This window comes from Paenibacillus sp. MZ04-78.2 (assembly GCF_024213375.1).
Lineage (GTDB): Bacteria > Bacillota > Bacilli > Paenibacillales > NBRC-103111 > Paenibacillus_G.
The window spans coordinates 28,922-48,421 of record NZ_JANAVJ010000003.1; the positions used below are offsets into that span (position 1 = coordinate 28,922).

The window sequence follows — 19,500 nt, forward strand, 5'->3', positions numbered from 1 at the left end:
TGCATCTCTCCTATCCTTTAATGCCGGATGACTGGATTCCTCTGATAAAATAAGACTCCGCATACAGAAACAGCAGAACAACCGGGCTCATATAGAGCAAAGAAGTGGCAAAGCCTACGCCCCGCGCCCCCTCCTGAATGCTAGCCAAATAGACGGATAGCGGATGCCGGAGCGGGTCCTCCAAAAAAATAAGCGGCTGCTCGACCATGTTCCAGTAATCTACGAACAACAAGACCGTCAGCGCCGCCAATCCCGGCTTCACCAGCGGCAGAACGATCGTGAGAAAAATCGTTCCGGCTCCCGCTCCGTCCAACCGGGCGGCTTCGAGCAGCGGAGCGGGAATGTGCAGCATGAACTGCCGCAGCAGAAATACACCGTAGGTCGCGAACACACCCGGTAAAATAATGGCGGCGACGCTGTTCAGGATGCCGAGCTTATCGGCCATAATATAGTTAGGTACCAGCGTCACCTGAAACGGCATCAGCATCGCCATAATATAAATAAGAAACAACGAGTCCCTGCCGGGAAACCGAAGCATGGCGAAAGCATAGGCCGCCAAGGCGGCAACGGCCGTTTGACCGAATACGATCGGCACGACCATGAGCACGGAGTTCCAGAACAGGAACAGAAACTTCGGAGACTGGATCAGCACTTTGTTAAATTGCTCCAGCGATACCCAATCGGGGATGAGCTTTAAATTAACAAATTCATGTTGTCTCCCGGAATCCGCACTCAGCATCTTTCCGACCAAGTCGTAGTTTATGCCGATCTCGCGCTCTGTCATGAGCGAATTCGTGAAGGTAATCACGATAGGGAACAGCATCACCAGAGCAAGGACGAGCAGCACGAAGGTCATCAGCCATTTTTGCAGCAGCGCCGCTTTCTTCTCCCCCAGTTTCATTCCATAAACCTCCGGAAACCGCGTTCCATCCTGAATAATCCAAGCGCGATGATCATAATGCAGCCGACCATGAGGCTTGCGGCGGCCGTCAGCTTCTGAATATCGAGCGAAAGAAACATATTGTTCATGTAATGCTGGAGCATATAGATGCTGTCGTACGGGTAGCCGCCGGCCAGCAAATACGCTTCCCTGAACACTTTGAACGAGTTCATAATCGACATCAGGACGACGAAAAACATCATCGGGATTAAATAGACAAGGGTAATCCGCAGCTTCGTCAACGGCCCTGCCCCTTCGAGACGGGCGATTTCGTAATAGCTCTCGGGAATCGCTTGAACCCCCCCCAAAAACAAAATCATGTTGTACCCGATGTTCTTCCATATATAAATCGCCGTGATGACGACAATAGCCCATTCCGATTTCATCCAGTCGATCCGCTCCATCCCTAAACGATGAAGCCACTCGTTGACCGTCCCGTTCCAGTCGAAGCCGATTTGCCAGATCAGCACGATCGAGGCGACCGGCACGACAAGCGGTAAAATATAGGCGGTTCGCAGCCATTGGCGAAAAAACACATTTCCGTTCAAAAGCAGCGCCAGCCCTAAAGATATAGCGACCATCAGCGGTACGCTAACGAAGGTAAAGAGAGCGGTGTTCCACGCGGCCTTCCGAAACGAACCGCTGGCCAGCAGCCCCTGATAATTGGCGAGGCCTACGAAATTTCCGTCCATCGTGCCGTCCATAAAGGAATAAACGAGCCCCATCGCAAACGGGATTGCGTAAAAAAGCGCAAACCCGCCCACGCTCGGCGCAAGGAACAGCATAGCCTGTACCGTGTCTTTCTTAAGGAATGCGGGAATTTTCATGCGGCCTCCATGCAAAACGCGGGAAAGCCAACGGCGCCCCCGCGTCCATGCCTTTTATTCGTTCAAGCTTCCCCTGTTTACGACGACGTCGCAGGCTGTGAAGAAGAATTAGCTTCTCTCGAAGGCGCGGGGCCCGGCAATCTGTCCTTTCCGGATGGCGTTACTTCCTCCGGAGCTTTGCTCCCCCTCGCCGGCCCGGATTCAGACGATGGCTTGCGTTCGGATTCCGCCTTTCTGCCTGACGAAGGCGCCGCTCCCGGAGAAGCCGCAGTACCTTGTGACACCGCTGCTCTCGGAGAAGACTTGCTGTCTGCGGAAGCCCTGCTCTCCGCCGTTCCTTTGCTTTCCGTCGGCGCTTTTGCATCCGAAGACGCTCTGCCCCCGGACGACGCTCCGATTCCGGACGATGCGCCATCCGCACCTGTCGTGCCTCCCGCCGACGATTTCTCATCTTTCGTCCCTTTATCTCCGGCCGCCGTTTTATCGTCGGTGGAGGTTTTATCCTCCGACAGCGTCTTGCCCTCGGTCGATGTCTTGCCCTCCGTCGATGAACCGTCCTGGTGCCCGGTCTTCGTCTGATTTGCAGAGCTGCCTCCCTTGTTATCTTGCTTGACGGCACCGCTGCTGCAAGCGGCCAACATCGTGATTAATGCGAAGCTGAGCAGTAGAACACCTGTTTTTTTCATTTTATCCTCTCACTCCTTTGTTGTTGTCCGTGCCTATGCTTAGTTATAAATGGAGGATGTAACGAAAACTTCTCCGGGATGTAAACAAAATGTTTCCGATCATCTTCATTCGTTCAAGAACGTCGTCGCCCGATTTTGAATCAGTTTCGCCACGTCCTCCGCGGACTTTTGGCCCTTGAAGAAGGCTTCCGATTCTTTGACAATAATGTCTTCCAGCTTGGAAGGCTTGAACGCCACCTGATAGACGGCCCCCATCAGATGCCGCTCCAATCCCTGAAAATCCGCTTCCGTGACTTGGAACGTCTTGCCCTTCAGCGGTCCGAGCTCGTGAGCCTTGACAGTTCCGGTTTGGAGCAATTGCTTCACCTGCTTGTGAAATACGGCTTTATTCAGAGGAAAGCCGGCTCGTTCCGGCGAAGGCTGCATCTCCTCGGACATCAGAAATTTGATAAAATCCCAGGCTTCCTTCTTGACGGCGGATTTCTCATTTATGCCCATCGTCCGGTAGGTCCGGAAAAAATCTCCAGCTTTTTGGCCTTCTCCCTTCGGTTTGGAATACAGCTTGGGTTGAGCGAAATTTTCCTTCGGCGTCAAAATATAATCCGTGGGCGAGACGATATGCGTCATTCTGAAATACGCTTGGCGCGCCTCTTCCGTCGCGACCTTCTCGTCAAACATCGACTTCACTTGCTTCATTAAGTTGATAAAGGACTCGGATTGAAAGTTGGCTTTCCGGTTGACCTGATCGATATACAAGGAAAAATTATTTTTCACCATTTCATTTAACAGTCCGGGGGGATAGGTCATAAAGGCATAACGCTGATCCCCTTTTTTCGCCAGCGCTTTGGCGGTCTCGCTGAACTCATTCCAGGTCCAACGGGCGTCGTCGAAGATCACCCCTGTTTTGCGGATCGCCTCTTCGTCCCCGACAAGACCGTACAAGAAGAAATTGACCGGCATCCCGTAGACGCTGCCGTTCAGCTTGATCCCATCCAAGATGTTCTGGAAATATTGATCCTTCTTGAACTCGGGGTCCTTCTCCATCATGTCGCTCAAATTGGCAAGCACTTTCTTATTCACGTAGTTATCCATAGGCAGCAGGTCCATCTCCACCAGATCCGGCCCTTTCCCGGATAACATTTGCGTATTCGTCTTTTTGATAAAGTTTTCCACATTCTCCTCGCTTCGACTGTCGTCCGTCGGGACATAGTGAAGCTGGATCTCGATATTCGGGTGCTTTTCCTCATATTTGCGCTTCGCGTCTTTGAAAAAGTCGTCCTCAAAAAACGTCGAGAGAACAACTGTCTTCTTGCCACCCTGCGTCTGAGAGGTTTCCGCGGTCTTGCTTGCCGTTTCTGCTTTCGCCTCGTTCTTGTTCGGGCCGTCTTCCTGCTGCGCCGCTCCTCCGGGGCCCCCACCGGCGCTGCAAGCCGTCGCCGCAATCATCAATAGGCAGCCGCTCAGGCTTAGCCATGCTTTTCTCATTTCTCCATGCCTCCTGTTAAGAGCTCTTTGATTTCAATTCATCTACTGTCACAAACGAATAGCCTTCTTCCTGCAATTCCTCGATTATCTTAGGCAGGCATTCGATCGTGTTGCTCAGATCGCCTTTTTTACCGCCGAAGCTGTGCATCAGAATGATGCCTCCGGGCTTTAGATTCGCTTTGACGTTTTTCAGCATGTCCTCCGGCGTCGCTCCGGCCCAATCGCGTGTATCGACATTCCATAGCACATTGTGCTGACCGTTTTGTTCGATGGCTTCGGTCACTTTTTTGGAAACCGCCCCGTAAGGCGTCCGGACATACTTAGGGGCCTCGCCCGTTGCGTTCCGGATCACCTTGTTCAGCTTGACGATTTCATTGTTGATCTTCTGTCCGCTCAGCTTGGTCAGATCCTTGTGGCTCCACGTATGATTCCCCAGCATATGCCCTTCCTTGACGATGCGGGATAGAACGTCCGGGTGCTTCTCCGCCTGATAGCCGACGACAAAAAAAGTCGCTTTCGCGTTATACTTCTTCAAAATGTCCAAAATTTTGACGGTATATTTCGCATCCGGCCCGTCGTCAAAGGTAAGCGCGACCAGCTTGTCCTTCTTCGGCGACTTCAGGTTCGCCTGACTCTGGACTTGCTCACTCTTCGCCTCTCTTACTTTCGCCTCCGTCTGGGGCAGCATCGCATCGACGATGAAATAGCCGGATAGCAACGCAAGCACAATGATGCCAATCCGCAAACGCAGCAGTTGTTTTGTCCTCTTCATCTCGTTCTACCTTTCTATGAAATTTGTTTCCCTGAACCTAGTTATAAGCCAACATTGTTACCAAAACTTCTCCAACTTGTAAACAAAATGTAACCGAGCAGTTCGACCATAGTTTGACACCATTTTTGTGGGCAACTTGTGGGAAGCGATTCTCTGGAATTAGAGTTGAATAACGCAAAAAAAATCCCCGCATCTTGCGCAGCAAGACACAGGGACGCTTCACTTAAATTCGATAATAAATAGGGAGTTGTTCTGGGAAAAAGGGGCGGCACTCGGGGCGCTGACGGCAGGACGGGGCTCGTACCATTTCCTGCCGTTCAGCAGCATCCTTCGGTTGTCCGGACTCCACTCGATTTGCTCGGGAACGATTCCCTTGTAGATTTCTTTTTCGTTCATGATATTGTTTCCTTGCAGCTTGGCCACGTACAGATTTTCGCGGCCTTTGGAGTAGGCGATATATTTGCGGTCGCGCGAGAGCTGAAACACGCCGCTCCGTTCAAGCAAAATCGTTGTCTTCGCATTCCGGCGGTCGAATAACGTTAACGAACCTTCCACCCCGACAAAAACGATTTGATCGTCATTCACAAAATCGCCGTTTCCCTCGCTGCTTACAGGATGCTCATACTGGCTTACGAAGGTATCGCCTTGGAGTGAACCGAAAACGATGTATGCCTGACGAGCCGCTATTTTGAAAATTAACGCGCTTGCCCCGTCATCCGAAACCTGAACGGAGTAAACATGATGGTTCTCCGTTTTCCCAGGGAACTTGAATTCCTTTGCTTCCTGACGCGTCACGTCATAAACGACAATGACTGCCTCCTGGTTCCCGTTCTCTTGCGCGAAGGAGACGTAGCGCCCGTTATTCGACCACGACATCTGCCCCATCACGACAACACCCTCTTTGCTTGCCCATTCCCGCAGTACGGTTTGCTTTTGATCCGCCAAATGAAGCAGCATTAATTTCTCTTTGCCGCCGGTCTGAACGGAAAACGAAGCATACGCGCCGTCAGCAGATACTTTGACACCGTGCACAAATCCATTGATATCCGGCCATGACTGCCGGGTCTTGAGTTCGTAGTCCAGCTGCTCGAAGCCTCGCTCCCGGCCCTTTTTACCAAAATATCCAAGCACGTGCTCCTTGTCGGTCCAGCCGAACAGCTCGCCATCCTCATTCTCCTGCAGCTTATAAATTTTGCTTACTTCAAATGTCTCGCTTAAGCTCTGCGGCTCGCGGCCATCTTCCGCGTCGGGAATAATAACGGTCTTCGATTTCAGCGCCCCCGTACAGCCGGTGAAGATAACGGCCAGCAGAACATACGCCACCGCCCACAGGAATATCCGTTTCATTCTGTAGTTCCTCTCTTCGGCTTCGTATAAGGAAGTTCAATCGCTACACTCGTTACCTGACCGGCGCTCCGAATCTCGATGCTCCCCTGGTGGTCGTCGACAATCGCTTTGCAGATGCTGAGTCCTAAGCCGCAGCTGCCCAATTCTTTGGACTTCCGCATATTGGCCCGGTAGAACGGCTCGAAAATTTTCGCCAAATCCTCCGGACGGATGTCTTCCCCTTGATTCGCAACCGTTATGTGCACGCAGCCGGAGACAAGCTTTGCCTTCACCGAAATAGCCGTATGTGCGAAGCCATACTTAATCGCATTATCGATAATATTGATGAACAATTGCCTTAGTTTGGGTTCGCTTCCATCAACCCACAGCCCGTCCTCCACCTCGCAGCGAATGGTTTTCCAGTATCGCTCGGCTTTAAATTTCATGCCCTCGCAGACGTCTTGAAGCAGCCGCCCGGCCAACACAGGCTCGAACGCTTCCCGGTCTGACGTTTCCTTGGAAAGCTCCAATAATTTAACCACCATATCGTGGAGCCTCTTGCTTTCGTCGACGATATGATTCATGCCTTTGTCGAAGAAGGCTTCATCGGTTTGCCCGTTTTCCTTGATCATTTGGGCGTAGCCCAGGATAGACGTGAGCGGCGTTTTCAATTCGTGCGTCACATTGTCGAAAAACTGCTTGCGATGGCGGTTCAATTCCTCCAAGCGGTCCCGGTCCTTTTGGATGCGTCCGATCTGAGCCTTGATCTTCTCGATCATCGTACCGAAGTTATCCGCCAGCTGGCCGATCTCGTCTTTCCTTCGGAACGAGAGGCGGATATCCAGATTGCCATTCGTCACTTCCGTCGAAGCCTTGGTCAACTTGACGATCGGGATCGTGATGTTTCGCGATAAAATATACGAAAAGATAAACGCAGCAGCGAAGATGGCGATCGTAACGTACGAAATAAAATCCAAAATATGCCTGCTTTGCTCATACAGCAAGGAAAAGTCTTTGGCAAAGCGCAAAATCCCTACTTTTTTCCCGTCGATGACGACCGGATACGAGTAGTAAGCTTCCGCCGTGCTGTCCGTGTAGTTGATCGTGTAAGAAGTTTTGCCGTTCAAGGCATGGTCCAGATCGTCGCCCGTCTTATTGGAATTGTTCCAATTCCCGGATGCATAAATCAGCTCGCCATTTACGCCGTAAGCGCTAATCTCGCTGGAAGTGACCTGCCGAAGCTCTTCCACCACGTCCTTCGCCATTTGGCGGAAATAGATCTCGTCGTTACCGAAATGATTGATCATAAAAGCCTGCCTGACATAGACGCTGCTGTTCTTCTTGAGGCCGATCAAGTCTTGGGTAATGATCTTCTCGTTGCTAGTCTCGATAATCTGCACGATAAAGTGATTGAGCAGCAAAAACGAGGCGGCGAAAATAACAAAGAGACCCAACAAAAATTTCACTTTAATGGTCGGTGCCGGGATCATGCCTTTAATCCGCCTGTTTGTCAAATTTGTACCCCACCCCGAACACGGTCACGATCACATCGCCCGCTTCCAGCTTTTTGCGCAGCCTTTGGATATGAATATCGACTGTTCGCGTATCGCCGACATATTCGTAGCCCCATACGAAGTCCAGCAGCTCCGTTCGGGTAAAAATTTTGCCCCGGTGCCGGTACAGCGTCATCAGGAGCTCGAATTCCTTGGGCGTCAGTTCGACGATCTCGTTATTTTTCCGGACCAGCCGCTCGCTTTCGGTGATCTCGATATTTTTGAATCGGACCGGCTCGTCGGCCTGCTCTTCCGCAGGCTTATGGGGATGGGTCGTTCTCCGGAGTATCGTGCGGATGCGCGCGATCACTTCCCGGAGGTCGAACGGCTTGGTAATATAGTCGTCAGCGCCAAACTCCAGGCCGACAATTTTGTCCGTAATGTCCGATTTGGCCGTCAGCATGATGATCGGAATATTCCGAGTCTCTGTTACCTTTTTGCATATATCGAGCCCGCTGACGTCCGGAAGCATCCAGTCAAGCAGCAGCAGGTCCGGCTGGAATTGCTCGATGGCCCTAAGCCCGTCCGCTCCAGTATGGGCGATCGTTGTAAGAAAGCCTTCTTTATTCAAGCCGTAGGCCAGCAAATCCGCGATAGCTTCTTCGTCTTCGATAATTAAAACTTTCACTTTGTCCATCTTGTCCACTCCATTCCTACCGAACATGGTAGCATACCTCATGGCTTTCGATCTACTTCAGTGTTAAAAGCACCAGCATTTGGCTGACGGATTGCGAGGAGTGCCGCCACTACTATGAGACGACGAAGCAGGATTACGAGAGCCACGAGCAGAGCCAGACAAGAAGCGGCAGATCGAGGAGCTGATAGTTCAGCTCGGCAAATATCAGCGCAGGATCAAGCTGGTTAGCGTACTGGTGGCGATGCTGACGACCTGCATTATCAGCGGTGCGGAGGTTCATTTTCTATCGACGATTCCCTTCCTGATCCTCACTACGTTCGTGAGCCGCTTATACTACTCGCGTACGCTGCCGATTGTTGAGTCAACGATTCCGTTCGGCCCGCTTGGCGGGCTGTTCAGCGAGCACAATTCGAGCTACATTCCGTTCTTTACCGTCATCGTACTTGTCAACGGGGAGGTCGGCGTCGGGGCGGCGCTGTTGGTAAAGCGGGGACTTGGACAACCAATTTAGCGAGGAACGCAGCGACGATTTGAAAACAGAGATCGCCGCAGCGGTCGATCCGGTGCCTTCGCTCACTGTTGAAGCATCGCCGCAAAGCTACCGGGCGTTCGATCCGGAGCGGCCAAAAGATCAGCCTTAACCGCAACGGACAGCCGCAGGTTCCGCTGGCCTTCGCCCTATCTTGTAAAAATGCACACCTTGGCATCGACGTTCAAGACTTGCGTTCCGCCGGGCAGGCAAGCCAGCGGATCGTTCCAATGGGAATGGCCGCAAAATACGAGCGCTTCCGGCCAGCTCTCCAATAAAGCGCGAATCTCGGGACTGCCTGCGCATCCCCGCTCCGGCACATCCGGGCTTTGGTGAAGCAGCAGCGCATGGGGCTGCTTGTGAAGCAGCTTGCGCAACGCTTGCAGGTAGTCCGCTTCCGCCATCCGGTTCGGCTTGTCTGGTCTGCCGATCACGCCTCCGAGACCGCCCCAGGCCGCGCCGCCGAATTCGACGATTCCCGGCCGATCGATCTGACAGATGTTGCTTCGGCCGGAAAGCTGCCGCTTCTTCACATCGTCCATCAGATCGTGATTGCCGGCCACTCCGACGACCCAGCGAAACGTTTCGCCGAATGCAAGCCATACGCCGGACGGGTCGCCGCTGCCCCCTCGCTGGAGGTCGCCATACAGATCGCCGCATAGCAGGACGCCGACCCGATCAGGAGCAATATCGGGCCGCTCGATGCCGATCAGCAGCGACAAATAGTCGGGAAGTCCTTCGCCGAGCATGACGTCCTTCCCGTCCGTGGTCCGCATCATCCCCTGCAAATCGGAGGTCACGATCAGCGCGTTGATCGATGACGGCAAAGCGCTCATCCGCCCCACATACACAGGCAGCTGCGCTTCCACGATACCGCCCGAGACGGTTGCGTTCCGGTAGGCGAAATATTCTACAGGCTCCGCGCCAAGCGACTCGATCCTCATGATCATGATAACCCGCTCCGGTCCGTCACCGTAATCCCTAAAGCTTCAAGCTCCGGAACAACTTCCTCTACGGTTCGTTCCGGATTCAGGAAACGGATCGCCTCGACGCTGATCGCAGGGGCCGCATACAAGGCTTTGACAGGCTCGACCGGAATCGGCATGTCGAAGTAGCCTTCCGCCCAGTCCGCATAGTCCTCCGGCGTTTCGCAGATCGTTCCGAGCAAAAAATCCGAGCCGTCGTCTGCGCCTTTCGGTATCCGCACTTTCCCCGTTCTCCACTGCGAGTCGCCGGTTTCACGCCATATACAGAAGGTTACGTCTTCTTTCTCCAACGCTTCATCCTCAAGGAAAGCCAGCAAAGCTTCCGGCGCCCCGTCGTAAATTCCCGGCCATACCGCATACTCGTCTTGAGCGTGCGGGCTTAGCTGGGATTCGTGGTCGAACCCTTTCAAAATAACGCCCTGCGGCGCAAACAAAACGAACAAGCGGTCTCCGGCGCCGTTGTCGATTGTCGCAAGCGAGACGTTTGGCGTCCATTTCGGAACAAACGTATGATACCGGAGCCAGTCTTCCGGGCATAAGATTATGTCCAAGGCCGCAAGAGTTAACAAGCGCCGCTTCAAATCGTCCGGTTCTGGCAAAGCAATCCGTGATACCATCCTCGATCCCCTTTCTCCCTGCCGAAGTTCGGTACGTGTGGAACATGTATCATTTTAACAAAAATGTTGCCCCAAACCTACATGCCGAATAATTTGGTTTATGCTGCTTTAACAATTCTTCATAATTCCTTTGGAAATTTCTGCGCTCGTTCTAATAGATTTATTCGATGACAATACCCGCGTTCTTTTGTTCGAGAAAGACGCGGAGCTGCGCGGTCGGCTGCAAGAAAGATTTGCCGACTGCGCCTGTTACGACGATGCCCGATGTTTGCAATCCGTTGTACGGGCAGAAGGAATCGATTCGCTCGACTGCGTGATCAGCGGACTTCCGTATTTCAATTTCCCGCAAAGCTTGCGCGATCGGCTTCTCAGCGAAATTACGGACTCCCTCAGACCGGGCGGACAGTTTGTCGCTTTTCAATATTCGAAGCAAATGCGCAAGCAGTTCGGCAGACATTTTACCATAGAAGAGATTCATTTCGTTCCGTTCAATGTTCCTCCGGCATTCGTGTATGTTTGCCGCAAATAGGATTTCATGACAAGGCAAGCAGCGATGCAAGATAACGGAACAGCATCGTCGCCGCAATGCCCGTCACAACGGTGCCCAACAAGCTCCGCGTGAAATAAGCTACGGCAAAGGCAGGAACGGCGGACAGCAATGCGACGGGCTGCAGCGAGAAAGCGCCTTTCGAAACGAGCAGCTCTTGCGCCAGCAAAGCGGACATCACGGCTATCGGGATATGACCGAGCCAGCGAAGCCCCCAATCCGGCAATCGGAGGCGGCTCAGCACAATAAGCGGCAAAATTCTCGGGAGCAGCGTCACAATCGACGCTCCCAGAAGCATCCATAGAAAGCTCGGCCTTATTTCCATTTTTCAATCCACACTCCTATACTTGCGGCGAACAAGATCGCGATCAGCACGCCTGCGCTTCCGGATATAAAGACACTTCCGGCAATGGCCGTCACGACGGCGCAACATGCAACGAGGAGGTCTACGCCGACCTTCGACCGCCCCATCAGTTGAAGCATGAACAGCCCGATGAACATGGCGGGCAACGCATAGTCCAGCCCGAATTTTTCCGGGTCGGGAATCCATTGACCGAAAATGCCCCCGGCCATGTTGGCGACGAGCCAGTTGAGGTAAGCGGTCAGATTTAAGCCAAACATCCACTTCTCGCTGCCCTTGGACTTGCCCGTTAATCGGGAAGCGGCTACGCCGAACGTCTCGTCGGTTAACAATGAGCCGATTCCTGCGTTCCTCCATGCTGGCAGATGCCGGAAATAAGGCGCCAACGCTGCGCTCATGAGAAGATGGCGCAGGTTGACGAAAAATACGGTGAAAATAATAGCTGTAGCAGGACTGCCCGCCGCCAACATTCCGGCAGCAATGAACTGCGCCGAGCCGGCATACAGCAGCAAGGACATCAGCGCAATTTCGGCAAGGGACACCCCTGCCGTTTTCTCGACGACGCCGGCCGCGAAGCCGATGCTCAGATAGCCAAGCACCGTGGGCAAGCAGTCCTTCACGCCTTGAAGAAAGCTTTCTTCGTTTCCGGTGCTCCCCGGGGAAACCGCATGAATGGTTTTCTCGCTCATGGTTCCTCCCGTCCGTCGATCCGTTTTCCGGTCACGACATAAGTCAGGGCCGGGTTATTCCGCCACAGCGCATCCAGCTTTTCCGTGCCAAATTGGGCCATGATTTCTTCCATCAAGATGTCGTGCCGGACATATTCCGTCGCAACCAGCACGAGAGCCGGGTCGTGCGTCTTCACCGCCCAAGTCGTCGATTCGCCCGAAAAGTTGGCGATCAGCACCTCTTCACCGTCCCGGGCGGCAATCGTCAAGCAGCCGCCGGTCCGCTCTTTCACCACCTCGGGCGTCATGTAATCATGGTGAAACGTCGTCCCGATCTGCGTTTCCGGCGCTCCGAACAGAACGGAAAAAACAGGAACACCCTCCCGGAGATGACGCTCTATCGACGCCTTAACCTCGGGAACCTGAGGCTCCCACACGGAAAGCCACAGCTCCTTCTCCGCTCTGCCGATCAGATCCGCGATTTCGTTCATGACCGATTGGTCGCTGCGGATGTGCCAGATGACATCCATTTCCCGCTCCTGCTGAAGCATCGTCAACGATTTCTCCAAATACGCAAAGGACTGGTCGAATTGCTTCCTCAACCGGCCAATCCATTCGTCCGCCGGTACCGGGGCATATTTTACCGGCTCGGATGGGACAAGATGAACCGTGCCTTTGTCCATCAGCTTTCCGAGCACCTCGTAAATCATCGATCGGGGCACCCCCGAGCGCTTGCTTATTTCGTAGCCGGTGACAGGGTGCGACTTCAGCAGGCCGACGTAAGCCTTGCATTCGTATGGCGAAAAGCCGAGCTTTTGCAGTTCCTTGAATACGTCTTCCATAGATCCCCCTCGTAGTAGTTAGCATACTACCTACTTTAAATGAAAGGGATGCCGATTGTCAAAGCAGTACGGAAGAAAAACATCTCTCCATTGACAAATTCATGCAGCCGAATTTACAATAAAGCTTGTAACCGAACAACATAAGGGCCATGCATTTTTCAGACCGTTACCGGTTTGAAAAACAACCCCGGTATCTCTTAGGAGACGCCGGGGTTGTTCGCTTTTAAAGGGGGGATTCATCGGACCCGGATCAAACGATTAAAATGTAAGCGTTTCATTTTTACACACCATTAGGAAGCAGGAGGACATAATATTGAAAACATTCCCGAAATTTCTTGCAGCCGTTCTTGCAATAGCGCTGACCGCGGCCTCGCCCCCGCTTTCGCCGGCGGCGTCGGCCTCCCCGGATACGTCCGTGGCCAACAAACAAAACTTTTCGACGGACGTCATTTACCAGATCGTAACCGACCGGTTTTCCGACGGCAATCCGGGCAACAATCCGACGGGGAATGCGTTCGACAGTACCTGCAAACGCAATCTGAAGCTGTATTGCGGCGGCGACTGGCAAGGCATCATCAATAAAATCAATGACGGCTACTTGACCGGTATGGGCATTACCGCGATCTGGATTTCCCAGCCCGTCGAAAATATTTATTCCGTCATCCGTTATCCCGACGCGGACACTACCGCCTACCATGGCTACTGGGCGCGCGATTTCAAAAAGACCAATCCCGCCTTTGGCAGCATGACCGACTTTCAAAACCTGATTAACGCCGCTCACGCCAAAAATATCAAGGTCATTATCGATTTTGCGCCAAACCATACGTCCCCGTCCATGGAGACGGACCCCTCTTTCGCGGAAAACGGCAAGCTATACAATAACGGTACTTTGGTCGGAGGCTATACGGGAGACACGAATCGGTATTTCCACCATAACGGCGGAACGGATTTTTCGACACTGGAAAACGGGATCTACAAAAATTTGTACGATCTTGCGGATCTGGAGCACAATAACGGCTTCATCGATACGTATTTTAAAGAAGCGATCCGAACCTGGCTGGATCTCGGGATTGACGGCATCCGCGTGGACGCCGTCAAGCATATGCCATTCGGCTGGCAAAAAAATTGGATGGCTTCTATCAATAACACGAGGCCCGTCTTCACGTTCGGCGAATGGTTTCTGGGCACGAACGAGGTCGATCCGGTCAATCATCATTTCGCCAACGAAAGCGGCATGAGCCTGCTCGACTTCCGGTTCGGGCAAAAAGTGCGGCAAGTGTTCCGCGACAATACGGATTCCATGCAGGGCCTGGACAGCATGATTTCCGGGACGGCTGCAGACTATGCCCAAGTGAACGATCAGGTGACCTTCATCGATAACCATGACATGGACCGTTTTCAGCTATCGGGCGCAAGCAATCGGAAGCTGGAGCAGGCGCTTGCCTTTACGCTGACTTCCCGTGGCGTGCCGGCCATTTATTACGGAACCGAGCAGTATATGACCGGGAACGGCGACCCGAACAACCGGGCAAAGATGACCTCCTTCTCGACGGCGACCACCGCCTATAACATCGTCAAGAAGCTGGCCCCGCTCCGCAAGTCAAACCCGGCGATCGCTTACGGAACAACGCAGCAGCGGTGGATCAACAACGACGTGTACATCTACGAGCGCAAATTCGGCGACAGCACAGCGGTCGTGGCCGTCAACCGCAGCCTGACCTCCCCCGCCTCGATCAGCGGGCTCGTTACTTCGCTGCCGGCGGGCAATTACACCGATGCGCTGGAAGGACTGCTTAACGGTGGCGGACTGACGGTAGGCAGCGGCGGCGCCGCATCCTCGTTCACGCTGGCCGCCGGCGGCGTATCGGTCTGGCAGTACACGACTGCGCAAACGGCTCCGTCGATCGGACATGTCGGCCCGATGATGGCGAAAGCCGGCAATACCGTCACCATTGACGGCCGAGGCTTCGGCACGACGAAAGGCACGGTCTATTTTGGCTCGACGGCCGTAACCGGCGCCAATATCGTCTCTTGGGAGGATACCGAGATCAAAGTCGTCGTACCGGCGGCCGCAGCGGACAAATACGGCATCAAAGTCAGAACGGCCGGCGCGGCAGACAGCAACGTGTACGGCAACTTCAACCTCCTGACCAATGAGCAGGTCAACGTTCGCTTCGTGGTGAACAATGCCTCGACGACACTCGGGGAAAACGTTTATCTGACAGGCAGCGTGAGCGAGCTCGGCCAGTGGGAACCGGCCAAAGCGATCGGTCCGCTGTTTAATAAAGTGATGTATGCTTATCCGACTTGGTATTACGATGTCAGCGTTCCTGCGGGAACGGCCATCGAATTCAAATTCATCAAGAAAAACGGCAGCTCCGTCACCTGGGAAGGCGGCTCCAACCATACGTTCACCACGCCTTCCAGCGGTACGGCAACTGTAACGGTGAACTGGCAGCCGTAATACCGCCGCATTGCACCGGCAAAGAAACTGGTCCGAGAGGGTCAAAGACGTCTTGAGTTTTTGCCGAAGTGGTGCTATAGTAAAGCTAAATTCAAAGGCAATGCTACCAAGCAAAGGTACAACCTCGTATTCGCATCGGGGCTGTACCTTTTTTTATTGCCAAGGAGGATGACATCATGTTACTGGAAGCCATTTACCATCGTCCGAAATCCAACTGGGCCTATGCCTACGATGAGCGCACGATCCATCTGCGCCTGCGCACCAAGCGGGATGACGTGGAGCGGGTCACCTTGATTGTCGGCGACAAATACGCATGGGACCGGACCGTCGAAGAGCTCCCCATGACCAAGTGGGTCAGCGACACGCTGTTCGATTATTGGCATATAGCGGTCCAGCCGCTCATGCGCCGTATGAGGTACGCCTTCCGACTGGAATCGGACGAAGACACCGTCTGGTTTGTCGAGACCGGCATTGTCAGCGAAGCGCCCGAGGACAGCATCAAAATGTTCGATTTCCCTTTCCTGAATCCGGTGGACGTGTTCGCGCCTCCGGCTTGGGTCAAAGATGCTATTTTCTACCAAATATTCCCGGAACGTTTCGCCAACGGGGACCCGGATACCAATCCGGAGGGTGTGGAACCGTGGGGCGGCGAGCCGACGCCCAAAAACTATTTCGGGGGCGACCTGCAGGGCGTGATCGACCATTTGGATCACCTGAGCACGCTTGGCGTCAACGCCATTTATTTCAATCCGGTCTTCAAAGCGACCACCAATCATAAATACGATACCGCCGATTATATGACGGTAGACCCTCACTTCGGCACGAACGAGACGCTGAAGAAGCTGGTTAAGGCTTGCCACGAGCGCGGCATCCGCGTGCTGCTGGACGCCGTCTTCAACCATTGCGGGCACACGTTCCCTCCCTTCCTCGACGTCAAGGAAAAGGGGGCGGATTCCCGGTATGCCGGCTGGTTCCACGTGCGGGAATGGCCTCTCGACGTCAAGGACGGCATGCCGACCTTCGACACGTTCGCCTACGAGCCGATCATGCCGAAGCTGAATACCGAGCATCCCGAAGTCAAGGAATATCTGCTAAATGTAGCCAAGTACTGGATCGAAGAAGTGGACATCGACGGCTGGCGTCTCGACGTAGCCAATGAGGTCGATCACCGCTTCTGGCGCGAATTCCGTGACGTCGTGAAGAAGGCTAAGCCCGACGCCTACATCCTTGGCGAAATATTTCACGACTCCATGCCCTGGCTCATGGGAGATCAGTTCGATGCGGTGATGAATTATCCGCTGACGAATATTATTATCGAGTTTGCCGGCAAAAAGGAACGGGACGGCGCAAGCTTTGCCAACGCCTTGGGTGCCCTTCTGGCAAGCTATCCGCAGCAAGCGAACGAAGTCGCCTTCAACCTGCTCGGAAGCCACGATACGATGCGTCTGCTGACCCTTTGCGATGAAGACAAGCAGCGGATGAAGCTGGCCACGCTGCTTCAATTCACGCTAGCCGGTACGCCTTGCGTTTATTACGGCGACGAAATCGGCCTGACCGGAGACCACGATCCCGGCTGCCGCAAATGCATGGAATGGGACGAGGCGAAGCAGGACCGCGAGCTGTTCGCGTTCTTCCGGCAAGTCATCGCGCTGCGCAAACAATACGAAGCGCTGCGCACGGGCGATTTGACCTTCCGGTTTGCACAGGAAAACGATATGCGCCTTGCCTACGAACGCTCGCTGGGCAGCGACTGTTTGATCGTCGCTGTGAATGCGGGTTCCGAGGCCGATACGCTGGTTTTGCCGGTCGATCGCGATCGTTGGAAAGATCTCTTGACCGAGGGAGGGCTGATCGCGGACAGCGGAGAATTGCATTTGCACTTGCCCGCGAACGGCTTCCGTCTTCTGCTCGCACAATAAAGGGTGGCCGCCCAAAGCCAATGCCCGTATAACAAAAGGGAAAAGGGACAAGCTCCGCATCATCTGCGGGACTTGTCCCTTTTCCCTTTTGTTATATTCATTTGTCTTCAAGCATGCGACTCAACCTTTGCTTGCTCCTGCCGTCAACCCCTCCACGAGGAAACGCTGCAAATAAACAAACAGGATCGAAATCGGAACCGCAATCAGCACGGCGGCTGCCGCAAACAGCGTAAAGTTGCTGTTCTGGTTGCTGCTGATCTGGTCGTACAGACCGACGGCAAGCGTCCAATTGTCTCTTGTGCGCAGCACCATCCGCGCGAAAATAAAATCGACCCAAGGGCCGACGAACTGCGTCAGCGCGGTGTATGCGAGCATCGGCTTGGAGAGCGGAAGCATGATTTTAACGAAGATCGTAATGTTGTTCGCGCCATCGATTCTTGCCGCCTCATCCAGACTGCGCGGGACCGTATCGAAAAAGCCTTTGGCAATAAAGCTTCCGAGCAGCGGAGCACCGAAGGAGTAGACGATAATCAACGCCAGATGCGTATCCAGCAGGTTCAATTCCTTCAGCAAAATATAAATGGCGATCAAGCTCATGAAGCCGGGGAACATCCCGAGAATCAACACGGTGGACAACGCGGTTTGGCGCCCTTTGAACCGGAACCGGGACAGCGCGTAGCCGCACAGCAGCACCATCAAGGTGCCGAAAATCATCGATAAAGTGGCGATTTTGAGCGTATTCCAGTACCAAGTGCCGAACAGGAAGCTTTTGGACGTGAACAGCTCCGAATAATGCTCGAAAACGAATTTCTCCGGAAACAAGGTTTTGCTGTATAAGGAACGACCCGGTCTGAAGGAAGCCAGAATGACCCACAGCGCCGGATATAAGCAGCATATGGCTGCCACGATCAGAAACAGATAGCTGAACGTCAGCCGAATCGCATTGCCTAATTTTCTCCCTATCATTGGATCATATCCTCCTCCCGGAACGAACGGGTCCTGCGGTAATTGTAGATCGAGAACGAAGCGATGATCAGGAAAATGATAATGCCAATAGCCGAGGCCATGTTGAACTGGCTTTGATTCAGCGTCAGCTTATACAACCAGGTGACAAGAAGGTCCGTTGCGCCCGCAAACTGATACTCCCCTTCGACCGGATTTCCGTCCGTCATCAGGAAAATCGCATTGAAGTTGTTGATATTCCCCGCAAATTGCGTAATGAGAATCGGGGCCGTCGTGAACATAACCATCGGCAGCGTAATGATTCTGAACTTTTGAAACGCCGTCGCCCCATCCACTTCCGCCGCCTCGTACATATCGCGCGAAATCGTCGTCAGCACGCCCATAATCAGCAGCATGGAAACGGGAATGCCAACCCACATGTTCACGATGATTACCGTCGCTTTGGCCCACATCGGGTCTGTCAGCCACGGCAATTTCTCCAGCCCGAAAAACGATAAATATTGGTTGATGGGTCCGAACTGTCCGTTGAACAGATTTCGCATCACCAGCAGAGAGATCAGCGCCGGAATGGCGTAAGGGATGATCATGATCGTCCGCCAAAGCGGTTTGAACCGGATATCCTTTTGCTGAATGATCAGGGCCACCAGAAACCCTCCGAAATAGGTCGTTACGGTCGACAATACCGCCCAAATGATCGTCCAGCGCAACACGCCGAAAAACGTATGGCTCCATGTCTTCAGCCCGATAAGGTCCTTAAACGTTTGAAACCCTACCCAGTCGACCAGTTTAGCCGGAGGCATATGATTTGGGGAAGAATAGTTCGTGAAGGACAGCAAAATCATAAAGATAATCGGCATAACCGTAAAAAACAAAATGCCCGCCGCCGGCAGCATCAGAAAAGCTTCCGCAAATTTTCTGTCCCGGATATAGGCAAGCGACTGAATGAAATTATTCGGTCTTCCCCCCGCCTCCCGCAGCTTTCCGACGAGATACGCATCCTTGACGACAAGCACGTACATCAGGATGAATAAGGCAAAAACCAGCAGGGTAATGACGCCCTTAATCAACAAAAAGATGGAATGGTCGCCGGGGACCATTTTGGCGATGCCATTCACTTTCTCCAAATGCATCGCCTGTTCGCCAAGCGTTACAATGCCCCACAGCGCCTGGCCTAAATTTTGGACGAAATACGTCACCGCCGCCACCTCGATGAGCAGCAGCAGCAGCCCTTTGAGCCATTGCCGGTTATACCATTGTCCTAATCCTAATCCGATGAATGACAGCACCGCTGCGGTAATCCGATGTTGAGACATGTATGACGATGCTCCTCTCCCGTAAAAATGTGGAATCACCCGCCGTATTCCGCGACGGGTGAACC

The 19,500-nt window shown here is 53.4% G+C and carries 20 protein-coding genes; 5 read left to right on the forward strand and 15 right to left on the reverse strand.

The genetic code is table 11. From position 1 onward, the window contains the following. Positions 1-10 precede the first annotated feature (10 nt). The 8 genes from NLX71_RS03250 to NLX71_RS03285 form a co-directional block, all read right to left on the reverse strand. On the reverse strand, positions 11-901 hold the full coding sequence (locus NLX71_RS03250; protein WP_254362062.1) for a carbohydrate ABC transporter permease: 891 nt from the start codon (positions 899-901) through the stop codon (positions 11-13). Further along, entirely contained in the window at positions 898-1,767 is an 870-nt protein-coding gene (locus tag NLX71_RS03255; protein WP_254362063.1) for a carbohydrate ABC transporter permease, read from the reverse strand. Before NLX71_RS03255 ends, NLX71_RS03250 begins: the two co-directional genes overlap by 4 nt. 77 nt (positions 1,768-1,844) lie before the next feature. Then, positions 1,845-2,453 carry a prolipoprotein diacylglyceryl transferase gene (locus NLX71_RS03260; protein ID WP_254362064.1) on the reverse strand — a complete coding sequence of 203 codons (609 nt, stop codon included), beginning with the start codon at positions 2,451-2,453 and terminating at the stop codon, positions 1,845-1,847. 105 nt (positions 2,454-2,558) lie between these two features. Continuing rightward, positions 2,559-3,938 carry an ABC transporter substrate-binding protein gene (locus NLX71_RS03265; RefSeq protein ID WP_254362065.1) on the reverse strand — a complete coding sequence of 460 codons (1,380 nt, stop codon included), beginning with the start codon at positions 3,936-3,938 and terminating at the stop codon, positions 2,559-2,561. 16 nt (positions 3,939-3,954) lie between these two features. Next, positions 3,955-4,710, reverse strand: a complete 756-nt coding sequence (locus tag NLX71_RS03270; RefSeq protein WP_254362066.1) for a polysaccharide deacetylase family protein — start codon at positions 4,708-4,710, stop codon at positions 3,955-3,957. A gap of 219 nt (positions 4,711-4,929) precedes the next feature. Next, positions 4,930-6,057, reverse strand: coding sequence for a hypothetical protein (locus NLX71_RS03275; RefSeq protein ID WP_254362067.1), 1,128 nt, complete (start codon positions 6,055-6,057; stop codon positions 4,930-4,932). After that, entirely contained in the window at positions 6,054-7,526 is a 1,473-nt protein-coding gene (locus NLX71_RS03280) for a sensor histidine kinase (RefSeq protein WP_254362068.1), read from the reverse strand. The genes NLX71_RS03275 and NLX71_RS03280 overlap by 4 nt, the downstream gene beginning before the upstream one ends. Positions 7,527-7,530: 4 nt before the next feature. Beyond that, positions 7,531-8,226, reverse strand: coding sequence for a response regulator transcription factor (locus NLX71_RS03285; protein ID WP_254362069.1), 696 nt, complete (start codon positions 8,224-8,226; stop codon positions 7,531-7,533). A gap of 235 nt (positions 8,227-8,461) precedes the next feature. On the opposite strand from NLX71_RS03285, the gene NLX71_RS03290 reads away from it, so the two are divergent. After that, a complete protein-coding gene (locus tag NLX71_RS03290) occupies positions 8,462-8,737 on the forward strand; it encodes a hypothetical protein (protein ID WP_254362070.1) in 276 nt (91 codons plus the stop codon). Next, the gene (locus tag NLX71_RS03295; protein WP_254362071.1) at positions 8,721-8,867 is read left to right on the forward strand and encodes a hypothetical protein; all 147 of its coding nucleotides are present in this window, start codon (positions 8,721-8,723) and stop codon (positions 8,865-8,867) included. Before NLX71_RS03290 ends, NLX71_RS03295 begins: the two co-directional genes overlap by 17 nt. A 37-nt stretch (positions 8,868-8,904) precedes the next feature. On the opposite strand, the gene NLX71_RS03300 is transcribed toward NLX71_RS03295, so the two are convergent. Both NLX71_RS03300 and NLX71_RS03305 read right to left on the reverse strand, forming a co-directional pair. Then, the gene (locus NLX71_RS03300) at positions 8,905-9,705 is read right to left on the reverse strand and encodes a metallophosphoesterase family protein (RefSeq protein WP_254362072.1); all 801 of its coding nucleotides are present in this window, start codon (positions 9,703-9,705) and stop codon (positions 8,905-8,907) included. After that, positions 9,702-10,358, reverse strand: coding sequence for a hypothetical protein (locus tag NLX71_RS03305; RefSeq protein WP_254362073.1), 657 nt, complete (start codon positions 10,356-10,358; stop codon positions 9,702-9,704). Before NLX71_RS03305 ends, NLX71_RS03300 begins: the two co-directional genes overlap by 4 nt. 187 nt (positions 10,359-10,545) lie before the next feature. Here NLX71_RS03305 and NLX71_RS03310 point away from each other — a divergent pair, with 187 nt between their 5' ends. After that, a complete protein-coding gene (locus NLX71_RS03310) occupies positions 10,546-10,887 on the forward strand; it encodes a class I SAM-dependent methyltransferase (RefSeq protein WP_254362074.1) in 342 nt (113 codons plus the stop codon). A gap of 4 nt (positions 10,888-10,891) precedes the next feature. On the opposite strand, the gene NLX71_RS03315 is transcribed toward NLX71_RS03310, so the two are convergent. From NLX71_RS03315 to NLX71_RS03325, 3 genes are read right to left on the reverse strand one after another with little or no spacing between them, the layout of a single operon-like run. Next, entirely contained in the window at positions 10,892-11,230 is a 339-nt protein-coding gene (locus NLX71_RS03315; RefSeq protein WP_254362075.1) for an AzlD domain-containing protein, read from the reverse strand. Further along, positions 11,221-11,955 (reverse strand): AzlC family ABC transporter permease, encoded by a 735-nt coding sequence (locus NLX71_RS03320; protein ID WP_254362076.1) that lies wholly within the window; start codon positions 11,953-11,955, stop codon positions 11,221-11,223. The genes NLX71_RS03315 and NLX71_RS03320 overlap by 10 nt, the downstream gene beginning before the upstream one ends. Next, positions 11,952-12,776 carry a TrmB family transcriptional regulator gene (locus NLX71_RS03325; RefSeq protein ID WP_254362077.1) on the reverse strand — a complete coding sequence of 275 codons (825 nt, stop codon included), beginning with the start codon at positions 12,774-12,776 and terminating at the stop codon, positions 11,952-11,954. The genes NLX71_RS03320 and NLX71_RS03325 overlap by 4 nt, the downstream gene beginning before the upstream one ends. Positions 12,777-13,089: 313 nt before the next feature. On the opposite strand from NLX71_RS03325, the gene NLX71_RS03330 reads away from it, so the two are divergent. Together NLX71_RS03330 and NLX71_RS03335 are read left to right on the forward strand one after the other, a co-directional pair. Continuing rightward, positions 13,090-15,240 (forward strand): alpha-amylase family glycosyl hydrolase, encoded by a 2,151-nt coding sequence (locus NLX71_RS03330; protein ID WP_375377884.1) that lies wholly within the window; start codon positions 13,090-13,092, stop codon positions 15,238-15,240. A 176-nt stretch (positions 15,241-15,416) separates the two neighbouring features. After that, the gene (locus NLX71_RS03335) at positions 15,417-17,159 is read left to right on the forward strand and encodes an alpha-glycosidase (protein WP_254362078.1); all 1,743 of its coding nucleotides are present in this window, start codon (positions 15,417-15,419) and stop codon (positions 17,157-17,159) included. 120 nt (positions 17,160-17,279) lie between these two features. On the opposite strand, the gene NLX71_RS03340 is transcribed toward NLX71_RS03335, so the two are convergent. Continuing rightward, positions 17,280-18,125, reverse strand: a complete 846-nt coding sequence (locus NLX71_RS03340) for a sugar ABC transporter permease (protein WP_254362079.1) — start codon at positions 18,123-18,125, stop codon at positions 17,280-17,282. Next, a complete protein-coding gene (locus tag NLX71_RS03345; RefSeq protein WP_254362080.1) occupies positions 18,122-19,435 on the reverse strand; it encodes a carbohydrate ABC transporter permease in 1,314 nt (437 codons plus the stop codon). Before NLX71_RS03345 ends, NLX71_RS03340 begins: the two co-directional genes overlap by 4 nt. Between the last annotated feature and the right edge of the window lie 65 nt (positions 19,436-19,500).